Source organism: Gordonia sp. SL306 (genome assembly GCF_026625785.1).
Classification (GTDB): domain Bacteria; phylum Actinomycetota; class Actinomycetes; order Mycobacteriales; family Mycobacteriaceae; genus Gordonia.
This window is the reverse complement of the sequence record NZ_CP113063.1, coordinates 4753305-4775091: the sequence shown is the minus strand read 5'-3', so window position 1 is coordinate 4775091 and position 21787 is coordinate 4753305. Positions and strand designations below refer to the sequence as shown.

Sequence of the window (21787 nt, the reverse complement as noted above, 5' to 3'; positions counted from 1 at the left end):
GGAGATTTCCACGAGGTGCGCAATGTCCGTTTTCGGGGCCGCACGTCCTAGGATTCTGCGCATGCTTGTGACCCGACGGACCGTCGACCTGCTGCGCGTGGCGTCGATGTTGTGTCGTCGGCGTCGCGGCCCGATCACCTGATCCCCGCGGCGCCTCGACCCGCGAAGTCCCGGTCACGATCCCCCGTACCCGCCACCGCTGGTGGCACGGTCCGTGTCCGGTCGACTTCTGCTCAGTCACCGTCACCTGACCTGAAAGATCCCGACCACCATGCGAACCATCGTTCTGATCGGCCTCGTGGGCCTCGCCGCACAACTCGTCGACGGCAGCCTCGGTATGGCCTACGGCGTCACCACCACCACGCTGCTCCTCGCCGTCGGCACCAATCCGGCCGCGGCGTCGGCCACCGTCCACCTCGCCGAGATCGGGACCACTCTGGTGTCCGGGATCTCCCACTGGCGCTTCGGCAACGTCGACTGGAAGGTGGTCCGACGGATCGCGATCCCCGGAGCCATCGGCGCCTTCCTGGGGGCGACAGTGCTGTCGAAACTGTCGACCGAAGCCGCCGCACCGCTGATGGCGATCATCCTGTTGCTCCTGGGCATCTACATCCTGGCCCGCTTCACCCTGCAGGGCATCCCCCGCCATCACCTCGGCAAGCCGCTGCGCAAACGCTTCCTCTCCCCTCTCGGCCTCATCGCCGGATTCGTCGACGCCACCGGAGGCGGCGGTTGGGGGCCGGTCGGCACGCCGGCGATCCTCGCCAGTGGCCGACTCGAGCCGCGCAAGGTCATCGGTTCGATCGACACCAGCGAGTTCATCATCGCGGTCGCCGCGAGCCTGGGCTTCCTGTTCAGCCTCGGATCGCAGGGCATCAATTTCGCGTGGGTCGGTGCGATCCTGGTCGGCGGCGTCATCGCCGCTCCCATCGCGGCCTGGCTGGTGCGCCACATCCCGCCGCGGTTGCTCGGCGCGTCGGTCGGCGGCCTGATCGTTCTCACCAACACCCGCTCGTTGCTGCGCAGCGACCTCGTCGACGTCCCGTCCGCAGCACAGACGGCCATTTACGTGGTCGTCGTCGCCGTCTGGGCTGCCGCGTTCGCCTATTCGCTGCGCGAGTACCTGCGCGACCGCGAGAACGAGTCCTCGGACGCGATCAGCCGGGCGCGCGAAGAACGTGAGGTCGAGGTGACACCGGCCGGAGTCGAGTCCGTGTCACCCGCGGGCTGAGCGTCGGCCGCGAGGCGTGAGTGCTGCCCGGAGTGTGATCGGGGTCGCACCACGTGTAACACCCGATCGCGGCCTTGTTGCCAGAGCAGATCGCTGTGTTACGGGTGAGTGACGACACACCCGCGCGGGCTCTCGGAACAATACGAAACCCCCAAACGTCTGAGAAGGTGAGGGCGACGCATCAGACCGATGTGTCGGCTCACGAAGGGAAAGGCGACCGGCCTCGGACGGACCCGCCGGACCGGGACGGAGGAAACATGTCAGACACCGCCACCACATCCCCGATCTCCATGCCGCTCACTGCTGCCGACCGCTGTGACCGCTGCGGCGCAGCCGCCAAGGTTCGGGCGGTACTGCCTGCGGGCGGAGAGCTTCTCTTCTGCCGTCATCACTTCAACGAGCACGAGGCGAAGCTCGTCGAGCTGTCCGCCACGGTCGTGGAGTCCGCGAGCGAATTGGTCTGATCGACACGAGCAAACCGACAAGACCCGGCCGGGTTTCCGGCCGGGTCTTGTCGTATCCGTGTCCGACGGTGACGTGTCAGCGCCACTCGCGCAGCGCAGCTATCCGTTCACGCAGCTGATCGGCACTGGCCATGGCCGTCGGGGGCCCGCCGAGTCGGGTACGCAGCTCGTTGTGCACCATCCCGTGCGGCTTGCCCGTCCGGTGGTGGTGCATCGCGACCAGCCCGTTGAGCTCCTTGCGCAACGCGTGCAGGTTCTCCCCCGCGGGACGGGGGGTCGGCGTGGGTGCAGGTGAGTCCACGGCTGCCGCGGCCGTCCGATCAGACACTTGCTCGGCCTGCCGCTTACGGAGCAGCGCACGGACCTGATCGGCGTCGAGCAGGCCCGGGAGCCCCAGGTAATCGGATTCCTCGTCGCTGCCCGCGAAGGTCGCCGTGCCGAACGACGCACCGTCGAAGATCACCTGATCGAGTTCGGCGTCGGCGTGGAGCGACTCGAACGCCTTCTCGTCCTCGCCGGGCTCGTCCTTCTGCTTGTTCGCATCGATCAGCAGCGCGTCGTCGAGACCGTCACTCTCGCGGTGTGGTTTGCCCAGCACATGGTCGCGCTGGGCCTCCATCTCGCTCGCGAGGCCCAGGAGTACCGGCACCGACGGCAGGAAGACACTGGCGGTCTCCCCCGGTCGCCGCGAACGCACGAAGCGACCGATCGCCTGTGCGAAATACAGCGGTGTCGAGGCGCTGGTGGCGTAGACACCGACCGCGAGACGCGGCACGTCGACGCCTTCGGACACCATGCGCACCGCGACCATCCACTCGTCGTCCGATGCCGAGAACTCGGCGATGCGCGACGACGACTTGGGATCGTCGGAGAGCACGATGGTCGGCCGCTTCCCGGTGATCGCCGTGAGCAGCTCGGCGTAGTCACGGGCGGTCGTCTGATCCGTGGCGATGACCAGGCCACCCGCATCGGGGATACCGCCGGCACGCAGTTGGCGCAGGCGCGTGTGCGCGCCCTCGAGGACAGCGGGAATCCAATCGCCGTGTGGGTCGAGGGCGGTCCGCCAGGCCCGCGCGGTGTGCTCCTGGGACAGCGGCTCGCCCAGGCGCGCCGTGAACTCCTCGCCTGCGCTGGTTCGCCAGCTGGCCTGTCCGCTGTAGGCGAGGAAGACCACCGGACGGACCACTCCGTCGGCGAGCGCGTCGGCATAGCCGTAGGTGTGGTCGGCCTTCGATCGCAACACCCCGCCCGCTTCGGGTTCGTAGGTGACGAACGGGATAGGCGAGTCGTCTGAGCGGAACGGCGTTCCGGTCAATGCCAGACGCCGTGTCGCATCGGAGAATGCCTCGCGGATCGCGTCGCCCCACGATTTGGCGTCACCGCCGTGGTGGATCTCGTCCAGGATCACCAGGGTCCGCCGGTTCTCGGTCCGCACACGATGGCGAGTCGGATGGGCCGCGACCTGCGCATAGGTGAGAACGACCCCGTGGTAATCCGAACTGGTCTGGCCGGTCGAGTTGCTGAACCGCGAGTCCAGGGCGATTCCCACCCGGGCGGCCGCCTCGGCCCACTGGTGCTTGAGATGTTCCGTCGGCGCGACGACGGCGATCTGGTCGACCGTACGGTCGTCGAGCAGTTCGCGCGCCACCCGGAGCCCGAAGGTCGTCTTGCCTGCGCCGGGTGTGGCAACCGCGAGAAAGTCCTGCGGACGGCGTGTCAGGTACTTCGTCAGTGCGCGCCGCTGCCAGGCGCGCAGCGCCGGGTCTGCCGGGACTGGCACCTCGTCGGCGGGCGGGTCGTCGTGGGCTGCTGAAGTCACTCCTGCACTGCTCCTGACACCTGTCATCGGGGCCGGACACCACGTTCCGGGGGCATGAAACATCCCCTCGTGCACGCGATCTTCGGCCGGCCCGGTCGCTCGGCTCCTGATCCATCCGCACACTCAAGGGGACGCGGGCCATGCTACCGGGGGTCACCGACGACGGCTCGGGCGACGCGCACTCGGCCGCGGGTGTCGCACAGATCGTCGCGGCCGTCGGGTGACGGATCCGACAGACCACACACCACGCCGGGACCGGGTCACCCGCTTCGGTACGTGATCAGGGATGCTGGAGCCATAAACAGTCGCAATCGGAACCCCGTACCGATCACCGAGGACAGCACGTCGTCGGCGGCTGGGCGCTATGCGCGGAACCGGGGCGATGCGGGCCGTCCCCCCGACGCCACCTCGCCGACCACCCCGATCGTCGGCCCCGCGCCGCCCACCGTCCCCCAGTCGGCCCGGCCGCCGCGTCGGGATTCCGGGCCTCCACCACGACGGACCCCCGAACGTCCACTCGACGCGGAGCCACTCGACGCCGGACAGAGCGGTGCACCCCGGCGCACCGATGGGCCGGAGCCGGCCGGCCACGATGACCCGGCCGTCGAGCTCCCGCACCCGCCCGGCCCGCCGGTGCTGCCCAATCTGCACCGGTTGGTGTGGCGGACCATCAAGAAGTCCTGGGACGACGGCATCGTCGGTTGGGCCGCCCAGGCCGCCTTCTGGCAGGCCCTCTCGCTGCCACCGCTGGTACTCGGGATCCTCGGGAGCGTCGGCTACATCGCCGGATGGTTCGGCCCCGACACCGTCGAGGTGATCTACGAGCGCATCATCGCGTTCGCCAACCGCACCTTCTCCGACAACGTCGTCAGCGACATCATCAAACCCACCGTCGACAACGTCCTCGGGCGCGGGAAGGTCGTGGTGATCTCGGCGGGCTTCATCATCTCCCTGTGGGCCGGCTCGTCGGCGGTCTCCTGCTTCGTCGCGTCGATCGTGCGAGCCCACGACCAGCACCAGGTACGAAACCCCGTGTGGCAGCGCTTCTTCGCCTTGTTCCTCTACGTGGGGTTCCTGATCATCGCGGTGTTCCTGCTGCCACTGGTCGCGCTCGGTCCGAACTATCTGCACGAGATCGTGCCCGAATCCTGGGATCCGATCGTCACCCATCTGATCGACTACGGCTACTTCCCGTTCGTCGCGGCGCTGATGCTGATCGTGCTCACCACGCTCTACCACCTGGCGCTGCCCAATCCGCTGCCCTGGCATCGCCTGGTCGGCGGCGCCGTGGTGGCCGGCGTGTTCTTCTGGATCGCGAGCTACATCCTGCGCATCTACCTGACCGCGATCACCCGGGCGGGCTACACCTACGGCGCGCTGGCGACCCCGATCGCGTTCCTGCTGTTCACGTTCTTCCTGGGATTCGCGATCGTCGTCGGTGCCGAGTTCAACGCCGCGGTCCAGTCGCTGTGGCCCGCAAAGCCTGCCGCGTCTACCCAGGTGCGCGACTGGGTGTCGTCGCAGACCTCCGACATCACCGGTCAGCTCAAGACACTGCCCGACCGCCTGTCCTCCGGACCGATCCGGCGTGGCCGGTCCTCCGGCGATCCCGGCAGCGGGCACGATCAGCCGATACGTGCACGACCCACCCGCGCACGTCCGCCCGACGACGGTCCGGTCGCGTGAGCGACCGCGACGCTCAGCTCTTCTTCATCCGCTCGTAGATCTTCTTGCACTTCGGGCACACCGGTGACCCGGGCTTGGCCGAGCGTGTGACCGGGAAGGTCTCGCCGCACAGCGCGACCACATGATTCCCCATCACGGCGCTCTCGGCGATCTTGTTCTTCTTCACATAGTGAAAGAATTTTGGCCGATCGTCGTCGCCCCTGTCGGTGGCGTCGGCATCCGGCCGTTCGTCGACGTCGGTCCGTTCGTCGAGGTCCGGCCGCTCAATCGTCTGCGTTCCCATGGGCTCCATTGTGCGACAAAGCCGGTGTCCGCGGCCAGCCGCGTCGATCACCTGCCGTCGCGCTCCGATCGATCGTCGGAGGCACCCCCGCGGTGGATCCGGGCGCCGGGATCCCGCCGGTGCAATCCCCACCCGAAAGTGGGACAGTGGAACCATGGCTGGCGACGGATCTGGGGCACGAGGGGGCACCGGTACAGATGGTGCCCGAGTACCCCATCGCGACGACCGCGACGCCTTCCTGATCACCGATGCCCAGCAATCCCTCGAAGATCAGCAACGCGCCCGGGTGCGCAAGTACCTGACCTTGATGGCCTTTCGCGTTCCCGCCCTGGTGATCGCCGGGATCGTCTACAGCTCGACGCACAACGGGCTGCTCGCACTCGCCATCGTCGCGATCTCGATACCCATCCCGTGGGTCGCGGTCCTGATCGCCAACGACCGCCCGCCGCGTAAGCGTGGCGAGGCACCGCAATACAAGTACGGCGCCGATCATTCCGTCGTCGGACCGATGTCGCTGGGCGGCCCGGCCGCAGGCCCCGAATCCCGCGTCGTCGACTCGACCACTGACACTGGGCGCGAACAGGCCGAGGGCGATTCGGAACGCGGTTCCCGCTGACCGACACTCTCAGCAACTTCTCATGTAGCCCGCTGAATCGTCTCGCGGAAACCGCTGGTCACCCGTATCTCCGTCGACACAGTCGCGGGAACCCCCGGGAACTTTCACCCCCTCGAACGCGTTGGACCTCATGAACGCACTCAAGTCAGGAGGCCGAATGTCACGCTCGACAGTTTCACGCCCGACCACGACTACAGGATTCGCCGACGATCTCGATTCCACCCGGACCCGCCCCGCGATGACGGAGCAGGATCTGGATGCACAGTCCCCGGCCGCCGACCTCGTTCGCGTCTATCTCAACGGCATCGGCCGTACGGCTCTGCTCAACGCCGAGCAGGAGGTCGAACTCGCCAAGATGATCGAGGCGGGCCTCTACGCCAAGAACCTCCTGGCCACCAAGAAGCGGTTGTCGGCCACCCGTAAGCGTGACCTCGCCGTCATCGTCCGCGAGGGCGAGGCGGCACGGGCGCACCTGCTCGAGGCCAATCTCCGGCTGGTCGTCTCGCTGGCCAAGCGGTACACCGGTCGCGGTATGCCGTTGCTCGACCTGATCCAGGAAGGCAACCTGGGTCTGATCCGCGCGATGGAGAAGTTCGACTACGCGAAGGGCTTCAAGTTCTCGACCTACGCGACGTGGTGGATCCGTCAGGCCATCACCCGCGGCATGGCCGATCAGAGTCGCACCATCCGCCTGCCCGTCCACCTCGTCGAGCAGGTCAACAAGCTGGCGCGGATCAAGCGTGAACTGCATCAGCAGCTCGGCCGTGAGGCCACCGACGACGAGCTCGCCAGCGAGTCCGGCATCCCGGCGGAGAAGATCGCCGATCTTCTCGACCACAGCCGTGATCCGGTCAGCCTGGACATGCCGGTCGGCAGCGACGAGGAGGCGCCGTTGGGCGACTTCATCGAGGACGCCGAGGCGACCTCCGCCGAGAACGCCGTGATTGCCGGTCTGCTGCACTCCGACATCCGCTCGGTGCTGTCGACGCTCGACGAGCGTGAGCAGCAGGTCATCCGGATGCGCTATGGCCTCGACGACGGTCAGCCGCGCACCCTCGACCAGATCGGCCGGATGTTCGGGCTGTCGCGCGAACGCGTGCGGCAGATCGAGCGCGAGGTCATGGGCAAGCTCCGTCAGGGCGAGCGCGCCGAGCGCCTGCGCGCCTATGCCAGCTGATCTCTAACCCAATCGTCTCGGTCCGGTGTCCGCTCGTGTGGGCACCGGACCGACACGTATCAGGGCCGTGAGCACCGCGGCGCCGTCCGGAGAGGCCAGGATGGGGTCGAGGACCACCTCACGGACCTCGGGGATGTCCTCGACGAGCGTCGAGATCCGCAGGAGGAGATCGGCGAGCGCCGTGCGGTCCACCGGCGGTTCGCCGGCATATCCCCGCAGCAGTGCCGACGACCGCGGTTCGTCGATCAGTTCCGATGCATCGAGCGCCGACAGCGGGATGGCCCGGTATCCGTGGTCTCCCAGCAGATCGAACGTCCGCCCCGACAGCCCGAACGAGATCAGCGATCCGAACGAACGGTCGTCGCGCACCCGGATCATCGTCCCGATCCCCTTCGGCGCCATCTTCTGGATGTGCAGCACTTGATCACCGGTCAGCTCGCTGAGCTCGGCGAAGGCGGTGACCACCGCGGTCGCATCGGGGAGGTCGAGACGGGCGCCCTCGCGGTCGAGACGACCGCGCCACGTCTGGGAGGTCGCCTTCACCGCGACCGGGAATCCGAGTTCGCGTCCCGCGGCGGACGCCTCATGCATGGTGGTGACCTCGCGGAACGGCACGATCGAGATGCCGTACCAGCCGAGCACGGTCGCCGACTCGACATGGCCGAGAGTCAGGCCGGAATCGGTGTCGCCGCCGTCGGTGACGAGATCCTCCATCGCCTCCCGGACGTACCCGCGCGCTGCCCCCGGATCGGTGTTGTCGGGCCGATGGATCTCCGATTCGGGCCGCTCCCGCCACCGCGCGTACTGCCACGAGCGGGCCAACGCATTGGCCGCACGCTCGGGGCTCCCGTAGGACGGGATCGACCCGACGTCGGGCAGGCCGTTGACGCCGGGCTTCATCAGGCCGGGCGGAATGCCCTCGACCGCGAGGAAGGTCGTCACGATCGGTTTCGGGTGGTTCGCGTCCGGCCCGCCTTCGCCGTCTGCGGCACGTGAGATCTGAGTGTTGGCGGCCGCCATCAGCGCGCGCGCATGCCAGTCGGCGTCCACCGCCACCGGTGGGACGAACACGACGATCACCGCATCCACCGACGGATCGGCCATCGCGTCGGTCACCGCGGCCTCGAACGCGTCCTCGCTCGCACCCGCGCCGAGGTCGATCGTCTCGGTCACCTCCAGCCCACCACCGCGGGCGGTCTCCGCGGCCAGGCTGCCCAGCACCGACGAGTTGCCGATGATGCGGGTACGCGGACCGCGCGGCAGCGGCTGGTACGCGAAGATCGTTGCGCAGTCGAAGAGTTCGGAGATGGTGTCGACCTGGATGACCCCCGCCTGCTCCAGCACCATCTGGGCGATCTGGTCGTCGAGGCTGGCCGCCGACGACCGGGCCGCGCGCGCAGCCGTCATCGCGCCCTTGCCCGACTTGACCGCCACGATCGGCTTCGAACGCGAGACCCGCCGGGCGATCCGCGAGAACTTGCGCGGATTTCCGAAGCTCTCGAGGTACAGCAGGATCACGTCGGTGGCGGTGTCGCTGTCCCAGTACTGGAGCAGGTCATTGCCCGAGACGTCCGCGCGGTTACCCGCCGACACGAAGGTCGACAGGCCGATCTGGCGGCGTGCTGCGGTGTCCAGGATCGCGATCCCCAACGCGCCGGACTGGCAGAAGAAGCCGACGCGCCCGGCGGCCGGGATGCGCGGTGCCAGCGTCGCGTTGAGCGCCACCGACGGTTCGTTGTTGGCCACACCGAGTGCGTTGGGGCCCACCAGCCTCATGCCGTGTTCCCGGACCTGCTCGAGGAGTCGGTGCTCACTCTCCAGGCCCGCCTCACCACTCTCGCCGAACCCCGACGAGACCACCACCAGCGTCCGAACCCCCTTCACGAGGCAGTCGTCGAGGACGTCGTCGACGGTGGCCGCGGGTACCGCGACCACGGCCAGATCCACCGGATCCGGGATGTCACGCACGGTCGGGTACGCCCGGATGCCGCGCACCGACGGCGGACGCTCGTGACTACGCCGCTGCGCCGGTGTGGACCGACCCGGGCCCGGTCCGTGCGGCGCCGCCTGCGCACCGGTCTCCGCTGAGCTCTCGTCGTCGGCCGGGCCGGGCCCGTTGACCGGGAACACCGGGCCGGTGAAACCTCCGGCGATGATGTTGGCGAGCAAGGCATTACCGACCTTCTTCGGGTCGGTCGAGGCGCCGATGACGGCGACCGACGACGGCCGGAGCAGATTGGCGACACTGCGCGCCTCGGAGGCGCGTTCGCGCGCGTTGCGCACCGACAGCAATGCTTCGGTCGGGTCGATCAGGAACTCGACGTGCACGGTGCTGCCGTCGAAGCTTCGCGACAGCTGGTAGCCGGCATCGCGGAACACGGCCACCATGTTCGGGTTCTCGCTCAGTACCTCCGCCTCGAAACGGACGAAGCCACTCTCCGCCGCCGCCCCGGCCAGATGTTCGAGGAGGATGGGGCCGAGCCCACGACCCTGGTGATCGTCGGCGACCACGAATGCCACCTCGGCCGACTCGGGTTTGCCGTCGAACTCGAGTCCTTCGTAGAGGCCGATCGCGATGATGTCGCCCCCGAGGACCGCGACCAGCGCGACACGTTTCTGATAGTCGACCGTCGTCATACGCGCCACCTCGCGCGGCGGCAACGTCGGTGTCGGCCCGAAGTACCGCATGTATCGGGTCCGCTCCGACAGCCCGGCATGGAACCGGACCACGCGATCGGCGTCGTCGGGGATGATCGGTCGCAGGTGGACGACGCCGCCATCGGAGGCCAGCACATCGGCGATCCAATGGCGCGGGTAGTCCCACGGCTCGCGTGGCTGGGGCCGGTCGGCCGCCTCCCCGGTCGCCTCCGCCGCGACGTCCGGTTTCGCGGAGCCCGTCGGATTCGATTCCGTCACAGGGTTTCTCGATGGGGTCTGGTCGTCACTCGGATCAGTCACGGGGGTCCTCCGGATCGAGACCGTGCAACGGGTACACCGCGCGGCGGGTGGCGAGTATCGCCCGGTCGGTCTGGCGTTGGGCGGAGTCGCTGATCCCCTCCGGCGGATCCTGACCCGTGTCGCCGTCCCACGACACGTAGCCGACATCTCCGCCGTCGCCCATCACCGTCACCGGGGCCTGCGAGTAGTCGGAGTGCACCTGCTCGGCGATCTGCTCGGCCGTGGCACACCACGATTCGTCGATCGTGGTGTCGACGTCCACGTCGCGGCCGAGCACGATCCCGATCAGATGGGCCCAGCTGCGGGGGACCACGTTCACGACGCCGTAGCCACCGCCGCCGACCGCGATCCAACGCCCGTCGCAGTACTTGTCGGCGAACCCGCGCATCGCCTGCATCGCGGCGCGCTGGCCGTCGACCGTCAGCGCCAGATCGGTGAGGGGGTCGGCGCGATGACTGTCCACGCCGCACTGACTGATCAGGATCTGCGGCCGGAACTCTTCGAGGACCGAGGGCACCACCGCATGGAAAGCACGCAGCCACAATCGATCCGTGACGTCCGGCATCAGGGCCACGTTCACCGCGGACCCCTGGGCGTCACCCTCACCCACCTCGGTCGGCCATCCCGTTCCGGGCCACAGTGTCGCCGGGTGCTGGTGCAGCGAGACGGTCAGTACCCGCGGGTCCGCGGCGAACTCGACCTGGACACCGTCCCCGTGGTGCGCGTCGATGTCGACGTAGGCGATCCGGTCATACCCGTTCTCGAGCAACCACCGGATGGCGATGGCGCAGTCGTTGTAGATGCAGAAGCCGGCCGCCCTCGCCTTCATCGCATGATGCATGCCACCACCGATGTTCACCGCCCGTCGCACCGACCCAGACGCCACCGCCTGTGCGGCTGCCAGCGTGCCGCCGACGAGCAACCGGGCGGCCTCGTGCATCCCGTCGAACACCGGATTGTCGGAATCCCCCAACCCGAAGAGCCGCTCGAGCAGCGGCCCCGAGAGAGATGCCGTCCCCGACCCGACCGCCCGCACCGCATCGACGTAGTCGGTCGAGTGCACCACGGTCAGTGCCGAGTCGTCGATGTCGAGCGGGGCGCGGCTGTCGACACCGTCGAGCACTCCGAGGCTCTGCGCCAACGTCATCGTCAGGGCGAGGCGGACAGGGTTCATCGGGTGGGTGTGCGCCCACTTGTAGGACAGGAAATCCTCGCTCCAGATGACTGCCGCCGCTTCGTCGCTCGTCGTCCGCGTCACGACCTCAGGCTAGTGGCTTCCGATGGCCACCGACGCACTTCGTCCCGAGCGCGGCATCGCGGTACCGCGCTGTCGCACCTCGATGCGTGTCGTCCGACACGCGCGAAAGTCACATGGCCTGATCAGGGTACCCTTGGGCCTAGACGAAGGGACTGCGCACAGTGAACGATCTGGTTGACACCACAGAGATGTACTTGCGGACGATCTACGACCTCGAAGAAGAAGGGATCGTCCCCCTCCGCGCACGCATCGCCGAACGGTTGGAGCAGAGCGGTCCGACCGTGTCGCAGACGGTGGCCCGGATGGAACGTGACGGCCTCCTGCATGTCGCAGGCGACCGGCACCTGGAGCTCACCGATCGAGGCCGTGACCTGGCCGTCGCCGTGATGCGCAAGCATCGCCTGGCCGAGCGACTGCTGGTCGACGTCATCGGGATGCCCTGGGACCAGGTCCACGAGGAGGCCTGCCGCTGGGAGCACGTGATGAGCGAGAACGTCGAGCGGCGACTGCTGACCGTTCTCGACAACCCGACCACCTCCCCCTACGGCAACCCGATTCCCGGGCTCGAACTGCTGGGCGCCGAGCAGGCCCCCCTGACCGACGGCGCCACCCGGCTCTCCGACCTGCCCCAGGGTGACCCCGTCGTCGTGATCGTGCGCCGGCTGTCCGAACACGCCCAGTCCGATCATGAGTTGATCAGCGAACTGCGCGATGCAGGCGTGGTGCCCAATGCCCGTGTGACGGTCACGATCAATCGTGAGAAGGCGATGGTCAACTCACCGGGCCACGACGGCCTGGAGCTGTCCGAGGAGATGGCCCACTCGGTCTTCGTCGACAAGGTGTGATCGTTCAGCCTGCCTCGAGCTCCGGTGTCGGCGCAGGCATCGGAACCCCGAGGGAGTGCGCGATCTCGTAACTGTCGTCGAGCATGGCCCGCAGCATCCGTGGTGGCATGCCGCCGCGGAGCGCGCTGTCGAGCAGCACGGCCAACGACCATCCCGGGTCGGCCGCAAGCGCGCAGTCGAGCGCGACACCGGCATATCCTCCCTCCCCGTTGATGTAGTGCAGATGCGCCAGGAGCGTTGCCGCACTCGCCCGCTGCGAGCCGGTCAGTCGCCGCGCCAGCTCCCGCCACAACATCTCGGCGGCATGCCGTAGATCGGTCACCGCGAGGGCGAGTGCCGCGTCCCGGACCGGCAGCCGGGTGAGCGCGGTACCGAGCATCGTCACCGTCGCGCAGTCGAGCTCGCGTGGTCGGTCCACCTCGCCCGTCGGCGTCGGCATCGTGGAGATGACCTGCTCGACGACGCCCCGCAGCAGCCCGGCATCGCTCGCGGGGCCGGCCTCGCCCTGGCTCGCGTCGCGGTGATCACCGGTGCAATGGTCGAGAGGCGCGAGCATCGCCACCATGTCCGAGCGGCGGGCGAGCACCCGCCTGCCCGTGGCGACCGCGTGGTGAACGGCGGTCGGGCTCGTGTGTGGGTTGCCCAGCCGACCGCGGGGCGACGCCGACCGTGCGATCGGCGGCGTGGACATCGGCCGGGCAGTCGGTGGGCGTGGGTCCCAGATCCGCTGCCAACGCGCCCCGTCGGTGAACTCCGGCACCACGAACCCCGCTGCAATCCCGCCGATCTCGGCGAATCGGCGATCGGCGATGGCACAGATCCGGCGATATCGATCGTCGCCTGCCGGGTGACGATCGTCGGCGACGACGGCGACGACATCACGGATCTCGTTGCGTACGCACACCTCTGCGAGATCGCCGAACACCGATTTCAGGGCCGGGACGATCTCTCCGCTCTCGTCGAGGACGAGGTCGTGACGCATCGCCGTCCGGACCACGTGCGGGTCGTCGCCGAATGCGATCAGGATGAAGGAACGATCGGGGATGAAGCCGAGCAGACCCGGCACGGCCGTCAGCAGTGCAGATGATGACAGGGACCGGGAATCAATGGATGCAGACATGCGGTCATCGTCGGCTGCACCGCCGGCACATCTGCCGCCGCCGACCCCCGCGACCGCCGGTTGACACGAGGTTGTCCACACCTCCGCGAAAATCCACAGATCACGCAGGCACGATGCGACAGGCGCATCCTGCGATCGACGGTCCTCGAGTCAGCCGAAGGCCGCGTCGACCGCCTTGTCGAAGAGTGACGCGAGTTGATCGCTCTCTCGTGCCGACATCGGCTCCGCGCCCTGATGCCGGTATTCGACGGTGACCCGCACCCCGCTGCGCTGGGCCATCAGGGTGGTGGTCCCGGTCGTCAGCGCCGACGACCCGACATTGCCCGTCGCGATCTGCCGACGCAGACCCGCGGTGTCGATCGACTGCGCTTTGGGGGCCTTGAGGACCTGGACGGTCACCAGCGACGTCGCGGTCGGGGCCGAACCGGAGAGCACCCGTGGGCAATTCCTGGCCCGCGTGGTCACGTCGGCGAGCGACGTGCCCGCTCGGGTGACCGCGGAGGTGAAGGTCGCGGTCGAATCGTCGGGATCCGGACCGACCAACACCGCCGCACCATCGGCGGGCAGGCCGGCGGGTGTGCACTGCGGCGGCGTCACCGATCCGTGGAGCGGACGGCCGGTGATGTCGGCGAGGGCGGCAGGCACCGCGGGTGCCGGCACCCGACTCGCCGAACCGCCGGGGAAATCCGATGCCGCCACCGAGTCGCCGGAGAGATCGGCCGCTCCGGCGACCCCCTGTCCGTCCACCGTGCACCCGGAAGCCACGAGAATCGCCGTCCCGACCAGCATCGGGGCGAGCACGACGGGACGTCGTATCTGGTGCCTCTTGGTTGTGGTCACAAGGGCCTACTGTGCCATCGACGAGCGCAGGCCCGGCGCACCGACACCCCGGCGAATCCGGCCGGGCGGGAATCGCGACCGGCACCGGCGTGTTGACACCAATGAATACCGCATCGATCTGCGAAATTGGCCCTGCCGGGCGCCGATGCGAGAGAATCGACAGACACACGACGAGGAGGGACGACCCATGGACGAGCGGCCCGCCGAGAACAGTTCGCTGTACTCGCTGGAGTTCCCCGCGCCCCAGGTCTCGAACGACGAGGGCACCGGACCGGTGCTGCTCCACGCCCTCGAGGGGTTTGCGGACGCAGGACACGCTGTCGCGCTGGCAGCACGGCATCTGCGCGATGCGTTCGATTCCGAACTGGTTGCGACATTTTCCACCGATGAGTTGATCGATTACCGGTCGCGCCGACCGACGATCACCTTCAGCGGCGACAAGTTCACCGATGTGGAGATGCCGTCACTGACGATGCATGCGATCCGCGACACCGCGGGCCGACCGTTTCTCTTGCTCGCCGGTTCGGAGCCCGACCTGCGCTGGGAACAGTTCGTCGAGGCGGTGCGCCGGCTTGCCGAGCGCTTCGGGGTGACCGACGTCATCGGTCTCAACGCCATCCCGATGGCCGTCCCGCACACCCGCCCGCCGTCGATCACCGCACACGGCGACGACCCGGACCGGCTCGGCGACCTCCCGCGCTGGGGATCGGAGATGAAGCTCCCGGCCAGCGCGTCGATGTTGCTGGAATTGCGGATGGGTGAACACGATCACCGCGCCGCGGGCCTGTCCGTCCACGTACCGCACTACTTGTCGCAGACCGACTACCCGGCGGCCTCCGCCCGGCTGCTCGACGCCGTCGGCGAGCTGACCGGCCTGCAGTTGCCGGTCGCCGCCCTGGAGAACGCAGCGGAGAAGGTCCGTCTACAGGTCGACAACGAGGTGTCGGGCAACGCCGAGATCGAGTCGGTCGTGGCGGCGCTCGAGACGCAGTACGACACCTTCACGCAGGCCCAGCAGGAACGAGCGTCCTTGCTGGCAGCGGAAGAGGACCTCCCGAGCGGTGACGAACTCGGTGCCGAACTCGAACGCTTCCTCGCGGAGCAGGTTCGCGACAGCGGTAATCCAGATGGCGGCGATCCGGGTGCCCCGGACGACGGTGCAGGCGGTCCCCCATCCCCGATGTGAGCGCGGCACCGGGGTCGGTCCTGACCCCGGTCGCCGACGAGGACACCGCATTCGAGACGTTCACCGACTGGTGGAATGACCGCGGCATCGAGCTCTACCCGCACCAGGAAGAGTCTCTTCTCGAACTCGTCGCCGGCAGCAATGTGATCCTGGCGACTCCCACCGGGTCCGGCAAATCCCTCGTCGCTGCCGGCGCGATCCATTTCGCGCGTTGCCGCGGCGAGCGGGTGTACTACACGGCACCCATCAAGGCGTTGGTGAGCGAGAAGTTCTTCGAGTTGTGTGCGATGTTCGGCGCGGCGTCGGTTGGCCTGGTCACCGGTGACGCCGCCGTCAACGCCGATGCCCCGATCGTGTGTGCCACGGCCGAGATCGTCGCGAATCTCGCACTCCGGGACGGATCGCGCAGCGACATCGGCACTCTCGTCGCCGACGAGTTCCATTACTACGGCGAGGCCGATCGGGGCTGGGCGTGGCAGGTGCCTCTCATCGAACTTCCGCACACGCAGTTCCTGTTGATGTCGGCGACGCTTGGTGACGTCTCATTCTTCGTCGACGACCTGCAGCGGCGCACCGGACGCCCGACGTCGGCGATCACCGGTACCGATCGGCCGGTGCCGCTCGAGCACACGTACGCGATGACGCCGATTCACGAGACCATCGAGAACCTGATCTCCGCGGGACGCGCGCCCGTCTACGTGGTGCACTTCACCCAGGCCTCCGCGGTGGAACGTGCCCAGGCACTGTTGTCGGCCAAGATCGCCGACAAGGCCGAGAAGGCACTCATCGCCGAGGCCATCGGCGATTTCCGCTTCCACACCGGCTTCGGTGCGACACTGTCCAAACTCCTGCGGTCCGGCATCGGGGTGCACCACGCGGGTATGCTGCCGCGTTACCGTCGGCTCGTGGAACGTCTTGCGCAACAAGGACTTCTCAAGGTCGTCGCCGGTACCGATACCCTCGGAGTCGGCATCAACGTGCCCATCCGCACCGTGCTGTTCGCGGGGTTGAGCAAGTACGACGGCACCCGGGTCCGACGTCTTCGCGCGCGTGAATTCCACCAGATCGCCGGGCGAGCGGGCCGCGCCGGATTCGACAGCGTCGGCTATGTGGTGGTCCAGGCGCCCGAGCACGACGTCGACAACGCGCGGGCGGTGGCAAAGGCGGGCGACGATCCCAAGAAACTCCGCAAACTGGTCCGGAAGAAACCGCCGGAGGGTTTCGTGTCCTGGGGCGAGAAGACCTTCACCCAACTCATCGATGCACCCGACGAGCCCCTGCGGTCGCATTTCCGGATGACCACGGCAATCCTGATGGAGGTACTGGCACGGCCCGGTGACTGTTTCGTGGCGCTGCGGCATCTCCTCGAGGAGAACCACGAGCCGCGCAACCGGCAACTCCGCCACATCCGGCACACCATCGAGCTGTATCGAGGACTTCGCGACTCCGGCATCGTCGTCCAGCTCGATGCTCCCGACGCAGACGGCAAGAATGTCGCGATGTCGGTGGACATGCCGGAGAACTTCGCCCTCACCAATCCACTCTCGTCGTTCGCGTTGGCCGCATTCGAGATCCTCGACCCCGACTCCGAAACATACTCACTGGATGTGCTCTCGATCCTCGAGTCGACGCTCGAGGATCCGCGACCGCTGCTGTTCGCACAACGCAAGGTCGCGCGCGACGCGGCGATCGCCGAGATGAAGTCGGACGGCGTCGAGTACGAGGAGCGTATGGCCCGGCTCGAGGAGATCACCTGGCCCCGACCGCTCGCCGATGAGATCGAGTTCGCGTTCGGCGTCTACCGTCGCGGACATCCCTGGGTGTCGTCGTATCCGCCGTCGCCGAAGTCGGTGCTCCGCGAGATGCTCGAGCGGTCGATGACGTTCACCGAACTCATCTCCCAATACGGATTGGCCCGCAGCGAGGGAGTTCTCCTGCGATACCTGTCCGATTGCTATCGAGTTCTGAGACAAGGCCTTCCGACTGCGGTCAGCACCCCGGAGGTCGTCGAGATCACCGACCGGGTCGGGGCGATGGTCCGCGAGGTCGACTCCAGCCTGGTCGACGAATGGGAGCAACTCAGCCAGGCGGGTATGGAATAGTCGGGTCCACCGACCACGTTGGAGGAGATATGCCACTCACCGGAGAATACGAACCCAGCCCGGCGGATTGGGCCACGGATCAGGTCCGCGAATACGAGGGGTCGAACGGCACCGCCGCGACCACGATGAAGGGGAAACCCGTCGTGATCCTCACCTCGGTCGGCCGCAAATCGGGCAAGCTGCGCAAGACGCCACTCATGCGGGTCGAACACGACGGCGACTACGCGGTCGTGGCCTCGCTCGGCGGGGCCCCCAAGCACCCGGTCTGGTACTGGAACCTCGTCGCCGAACCGCATGTCGAACTCCGCGACGGGGAGCACGTCGGCGATTACACCGCGCGCGAGGTCTCCGGCGAAGAACGTGAGACCTGGTGGGCCCGTGCCGTCGAGGCCTGGCCCGACTATGCCGGGTACCAGACCAAGACCGACCGCGTCATCCCGGTGTTCGTGCTCGAACCCCGCTGAACTGACTCGACCCCGCGCCGACGGCAACCGGAATCCCGCCGACAGCAACCTGTTCTTCGTCGACAGCAACCGATATCGCGTCGACAGCAACGCGTTCTTCGCCGAGAGCAACGGCGATTTCGGCGACAGCAACCGGTCGACCCCAGCGTTACCGGGCGACCTGATGCTCTCGGCGCAAGTTCGGTTGCTGTCGGCGGTGATCAGCCGCGACGCACAGTACCGGTCGCGACCACCAGATCGGCAATGACGTCCGCGAGCGTGTGAAACGCTTCGGCTCGACGGGCCGACTCGCGGTACACCAGGCCCACCTGCCGACCCGGACGGGGCCGCGCAAAGGTTGCGGTGGCCAGATGACCGCCGCCGGTCTCGACCGCCACCGCGGTCTGCGGGATCAGTGTCACCCCCAGACCACCTTCCACACATTGCACCGCGGTCGCCAGGGATGCCGCCCGGGTCTGTCCGACGTCCGGTCGTACGCCCGCGAGCCGGCACACCTCCAGCGCCTGATCCCGGAGGCAATGGCCTTCGTCGAGCAGGAGCAACGGCAGGTCGGCGAGCGACGCCGGGTCCACCCTGCGTCGCCCCGCGAGTGGATGAGCGGCCGGCAGCGCCAGGACGAAATCCTCTGTGTACAGCGGGACCTCGATCATCCCCCGTTCATTCGTGGGCAACGCCATGATGGCCACGTCGAGTGACCCGTCTCTCAACTGTCGCAGCAGTCGCAAGGTCTGGTCTTCCACCACCTGGATTCGTAGCTCCGGAATACGTTCTGCAACACCGCGAAGCACTGCCGGAAGGATGTACGGGGCGACCGTCGGTATCAGACCGACCCGCATCGGCCCGGCGAGCGGGTTCCCGTTTCCCGACGCCTCGGCGAGCAGGTCATCGATCGCATCCACGGCGGCGATTGCCCTGGGCAGCAACCTCTCCCCCTCCGGAGTCAGGAAGACACGCCTCGTCGTCCGCTCGACGAGCTGCAGTCCGAGTCCGGCCTCGAGACCGGCGAGCGCTTGCGACAACGTCGGTTGGCTCACCCCGAGATCGTCTGCCGCAGAACCGAAATGACGCCGGTGCGCGACCGCGACGAATGCCCGCAGAGCGGTCGCGGACGGTTGATGACTTTTATTGGCCATGCCTATCAATATAGTGCGTATCATCACGTTTCGCTCTTGCCGATATTCCGGCACGATGGTGCATGTCTGACGACGAATCCGCGTCCTCGTATGACGCACCCGACGCTGATCGAAACCCCAAGGAGCGAAACAGAGTGGCTTTGCTGACCATCGGCGACCAGTTCCCCGCCTACCACCTCACCGCGGTCATCGGGGGTGACCTGTCCAAGGTCGACGCCCAGAAGCCGGACGACTACTTCACCACGGTCACCAGCGACGATCACCCCGGGAAGTGGCGGATCGTCTTCTTCTGGCCCAAGGACTTCACTTTCGTGTGCCCCACGGAGATCGCTGCCTTCGGCAAGCTGAACGACGAGTTCGCCGACCGTGACGCGCAGGTGCTCGGCGCTTCGGTCGACAACGAGTTCGTCCACTTCCAGTGGCGGGCGCAACACGAGGATCTCAAAACCCTCCCCTTCCCCATGCTGAGCGACCTCAAGCGCGAACTTGCTTCCGCGGCAGGTGTTCTCAACGCGGACGGGGTGGCCGACCGGGCCACGTTCATCATCGATCCCAACAACGAGATCCAGTTCGTCTCCGTGACCGCCGGTTCGGTCGGCCGCAACGTCGACGAGGTGCTCCGTGTCCTCGACGCCCTGCAGTCCGACGAGCTGTGCGCCTGCAACTGGAAAAAGGGCGATCCGACCATCGACGCAGGCGAGCTGCTGACCGCGAGCGTCTGAGAGGAGACCGCATGAGCATCGAGAATCTCAAGGAAGCACTGCCCGAGTACGCCAAAGACCTCAAACTGAATCTGGGTTCGATCAGCCGGACCACGGCGCTCAACGAAGAGCAGCTGTGGGGCACCCTGCTGTCGACCGCGGCCGCGACGCGTAATGCCAAGGTGCTGGCCGAGATCGCCGACGAGGCCGCCGACACGCTGTCCGCCGAGGCGTACAACGCCGCGCTCGGGGCTACGTCGATCATGGGGATGAACAACGTCTTCTACCGTGGCCGCGGCTTCCTCGAGGGCAAGTACGACGACCTGCGTCCCGGTCTGCGGATGAACATCATCGGCAACCCCGGGGTGGACAAGGCGCTGTTCGAGCTGTGGTCCTTCGCGGTGTCGTCGATCAACGGTTGTGAGCATTGCGTCGGCGCTCACGAGAACACCCTGCGCGAGGCAGGCGTCGATCGCGAGGCGATCTTCGAGGCCCTCAAGGTCGCCTCGATCGTTGCCGGTGTCGCCCAGGCGATCGCGACCACCGAAGTGCTCGCTACGGTCTGACCGACCCCGCACACAGATCTGCCCCCGACCCTCCGAAACGGAGGGCCGGGGGCAGATTCGGTTGTCCCTGGATCAGGCCAGCGCGGCCCGCATCCGGTCGGCGAGCTCTCCGACCTCGTCGGTGGTCATCACGAAGGCCGGCGAGATCTGCAGCGCACCCTGGCCCGCGGCACGGCCGCTGACGCCGTGCTCGCGCAGTCTGCCGACCATCGGCACCGCCTGCGCGGGATCGGCCAGCTGGACCGCGGTGACCGCGCCGAGGCCGGTGCGGACCTCGGACACCGAATCGAGATCGGCCAATGGCGAGAGAGCTTGCGCCAGATCGCCTTCCAACCGGGTCGCCTCGCCCAGCAGGCCCTCACGCTCGATGATGTCGAGGTTAGCCATCGCGGCCGCGGCGGCACCGGCGTGCCCGCCGTAGGTGTAGCCGTGGCGCCACCACACCCCGCCCGCGAAGAACGGTTCGGCGATGTGGGGAGCGATGAACACCGCACCCATCGGCACGTATCCGGACGTGAGGCCCTTGGCCGTCGTCATCATGTCGGGCGCGAGGTCGAAACGGGACGACGCGAACCAGGAATCTCCACCGATGCGTCCGAATCCGGTGACCACCTCGTCGGCGACGAACAACACGTCGTGGTCGCGGCAGATCTGACGCACCTCGGCGAGGTACCCCTCCGGAGGCAGGTAGATCCCGCCGGCACCGATGATCGGCTCGCAGAAGAACGCCGCGATACGATCGGCGCCCAGGCGCTCGATGAGGCCGAGGAGACTCTTCGCGTTGTCCCACTCCACCGACTCGGCGTCGGGCATGAGTTCGCCGTAGCCTTCGCGGTTCACCGGGATGCCCGCGAGCGCCGTTCCCGCCACGTGCATGCCGTGGTAAGCCTTGGTGCGACCGACGATGATGTTCTTCTCCGGCCTGCCCTGCTCGTGCCAGTAGCGCCGGGCCAGCTTCGCCGCCGTGTCGACAGAGTCACTGCCACCCGAGGTGAAGAAGATCTTGCTGTCGGGAACCGGGGCGATCGCGGCGAGACGCTCGGCGAGATCCGCCGTCACATCGGCGGTGATGTCGCCGAACCCGGAGTAGTGCGCCAGCCGACCGAGCTGATCCGCGACGGCCTGTGCCACCTCGGTTCGGCCGTGGCCGATGTTGGTGAACCAGAGACCCGCGGTCGCGTCGAGGTACTCGCGTCCGGAGGCATCCCAGATCCGTGTTCCTTGTCCGCGGGTGACCACGAACGGCCCCTTGGTGGAGACCGAACCCATATCGGCGAAACCGTGCCACAGTGAACCAGCCATGCCCCAATCATGCCGGGCGTGCGTCGGGTCACCTCC

19 protein-coding genes are annotated in these 21787 nt (G+C 67.6%); 11 read left to right on the top strand and 8 right to left on the bottom strand.

The features are described from left to right. Positions 1-271: 271 nt before the first annotated feature. Positions 272-1231, top strand: coding sequence for a sulfite exporter TauE/SafE family protein (locus OVA31_RS21860; RefSeq protein ID WP_267628647.1), 960 nt, complete (start codon positions 272-274; stop codon positions 1229-1231). Between the two features lie 257 nt (positions 1232-1488). Continuing rightward, positions 1489-1695, top strand: coding sequence for a DUF7455 domain-containing protein (locus tag OVA31_RS21855; protein ID WP_161059271.1), 207 nt, complete (start codon positions 1489-1491; stop codon positions 1693-1695). A gap of 76 nt (positions 1696-1771) precedes the next feature. Here OVA31_RS21855 and OVA31_RS21850 read toward each other — a convergent pair whose 3' ends face one another. Then, on the bottom strand, positions 1772-3541 hold the full coding sequence (locus OVA31_RS21850) for a DEAD/DEAH box helicase (RefSeq protein WP_267628646.1): 1770 nt from the start codon (positions 3539-3541) through the stop codon (positions 1772-1774). A gap of 396 nt (positions 3542-3937) precedes the next feature. Between OVA31_RS21850 and OVA31_RS21845 the strand changes: the two genes are divergently transcribed. Then, positions 3938-5200 (top strand): YihY/virulence factor BrkB family protein, encoded by a 1263-nt coding sequence (locus OVA31_RS21845; RefSeq protein WP_267631647.1) that lies wholly within the window; start codon positions 3938-3940, stop codon positions 5198-5200. 13 nt (positions 5201-5213) lie between these two features. Here the strand turns inward: OVA31_RS21845 and OVA31_RS21840 are convergent, their stop codons facing one another. Further along, positions 5214-5483, bottom strand: a complete 270-nt coding sequence (locus OVA31_RS21840) for a DUF3039 domain-containing protein (RefSeq protein WP_164308354.1) — start codon at positions 5481-5483, stop codon at positions 5214-5216. Positions 5484-5637: 154 nt separating this feature from the next. On the opposite strand from OVA31_RS21840, the gene OVA31_RS21835 reads away from it, so the two are divergent. Both OVA31_RS21835 and OVA31_RS21830 read left to right on the top strand, forming a co-directional pair. After that, on the top strand, positions 5638-6099 hold the full coding sequence (locus tag OVA31_RS21835; protein WP_267628645.1) for a DUF3099 domain-containing protein: 462 nt from the start codon (positions 5638-5640) through the stop codon (positions 6097-6099). A gap of 157 nt (positions 6100-6256) precedes the next feature. Then, positions 6257-7276 carry a sigma-70 family RNA polymerase sigma factor gene (locus OVA31_RS21830; protein ID WP_164308352.1) on the top strand — a complete coding sequence of 340 codons (1020 nt, stop codon included), beginning with the start codon at positions 6257-6259 and terminating at the stop codon, positions 7274-7276. A gap of 3 nt (positions 7277-7279) precedes the next feature. Here the strand turns inward: OVA31_RS21830 and OVA31_RS21825 are convergent, their stop codons facing one another. Next, the gene (locus OVA31_RS21825; protein WP_267628644.1) at positions 7280-10192 is read right to left on the bottom strand and encodes a GNAT family N-acetyltransferase; all 2913 of its coding nucleotides are present in this window, start codon (positions 10190-10192) and stop codon (positions 7280-7282) included. A gap of 34 nt (positions 10193-10226) precedes the next feature. Next, a complete protein-coding gene (locus OVA31_RS21820; protein WP_267628643.1) occupies positions 10227-11492 on the bottom strand; it encodes an acetoin utilization protein AcuC in 1266 nt (421 codons plus the stop codon). A 161-nt stretch (positions 11493-11653) separates the two neighbouring features. Between OVA31_RS21820 and OVA31_RS21815 the strand changes: the two genes are divergently transcribed. After that, positions 11654-12337, top strand: a complete 684-nt coding sequence (locus OVA31_RS21815; protein ID WP_267628642.1) for a metal-dependent transcriptional regulator — start codon at positions 11654-11656, stop codon at positions 12335-12337. Between the two features lie 4 nt (positions 12338-12341). On the opposite strand, the gene OVA31_RS21810 is transcribed toward OVA31_RS21815, so the two are convergent. After that, positions 12342-13457, bottom strand: a complete 1116-nt coding sequence (locus OVA31_RS21810; protein WP_267628641.1) for a DUF4192 domain-containing protein — start codon at positions 13455-13457, stop codon at positions 12342-12344. Between the two features lie 150 nt (positions 13458-13607). After that, the gene (locus OVA31_RS21805) at positions 13608-14297 is read right to left on the bottom strand and encodes a hypothetical protein (protein WP_267628640.1); all 690 of its coding nucleotides are present in this window, start codon (positions 14295-14297) and stop codon (positions 13608-13610) included. A gap of 187 nt (positions 14298-14484) precedes the next feature. On the opposite strand from OVA31_RS21805, the gene OVA31_RS21800 reads away from it, so the two are divergent. The 3 genes from OVA31_RS21800 to OVA31_RS21790 are packed head-to-tail and all read left to right on the top strand — an operon-like array spanning position 14485 to position 18049. Next, positions 14485-15483, top strand: a complete 999-nt coding sequence (locus tag OVA31_RS21800) for a PAC2 family protein (protein ID WP_267628639.1) — start codon at positions 14485-14487, stop codon at positions 15481-15483. Beyond that, positions 15480-17585: a DEAD/DEAH box helicase gene (locus OVA31_RS21795; RefSeq protein ID WP_267628638.1), complete on the top strand. Its 2106-nt coding sequence runs from the start codon at positions 15480-15482 to the stop codon at positions 17583-17585. The genes OVA31_RS21800 and OVA31_RS21795 overlap by 4 nt, the downstream gene beginning before the upstream one ends. 29 nt (positions 17586-17614) lie before the next feature. Then, positions 17615-18049, top strand: a complete 435-nt coding sequence (locus OVA31_RS21790; RefSeq protein WP_267628637.1) for a nitroreductase family deazaflavin-dependent oxidoreductase — start codon at positions 17615-17617, stop codon at positions 18047-18049. Positions 18050-18249: 200 nt separating this feature from the next. On the opposite strand, the gene OVA31_RS21785 is transcribed toward OVA31_RS21790, so the two are convergent. Further along, the gene (locus OVA31_RS21785; protein WP_267631646.1) at positions 18250-19206 is read right to left on the bottom strand and encodes a hydrogen peroxide-inducible genes activator; all 957 of its coding nucleotides are present in this window, start codon (positions 19204-19206) and stop codon (positions 18250-18252) included. Between the two features lie 110 nt (positions 19207-19316). Between OVA31_RS21785 and OVA31_RS21780 the strand changes: the two genes are divergently transcribed. Then, complete coding sequence (locus tag OVA31_RS21780) at positions 19317-19904, top strand: peroxiredoxin (RefSeq protein ID WP_267628636.1); 588 nt, start codon at positions 19317-19319, stop codon at positions 19902-19904. Between the two features lie 11 nt (positions 19905-19915). Next, positions 19916-20449 (top strand): alkyl hydroperoxide reductase, encoded by a 534-nt coding sequence (locus OVA31_RS21775; protein WP_267628635.1) that lies wholly within the window; start codon positions 19916-19918, stop codon positions 20447-20449. Between the two features lie 72 nt (positions 20450-20521). Here OVA31_RS21775 and OVA31_RS21770 read toward each other — a convergent pair whose 3' ends face one another. Continuing rightward, entirely contained in the window at positions 20522-21751 is a 1230-nt protein-coding gene (locus OVA31_RS21770) for an aspartate aminotransferase family protein (protein WP_267628634.1), read from the bottom strand. Positions 21752-21787: the final 36 nt, after the last annotated feature.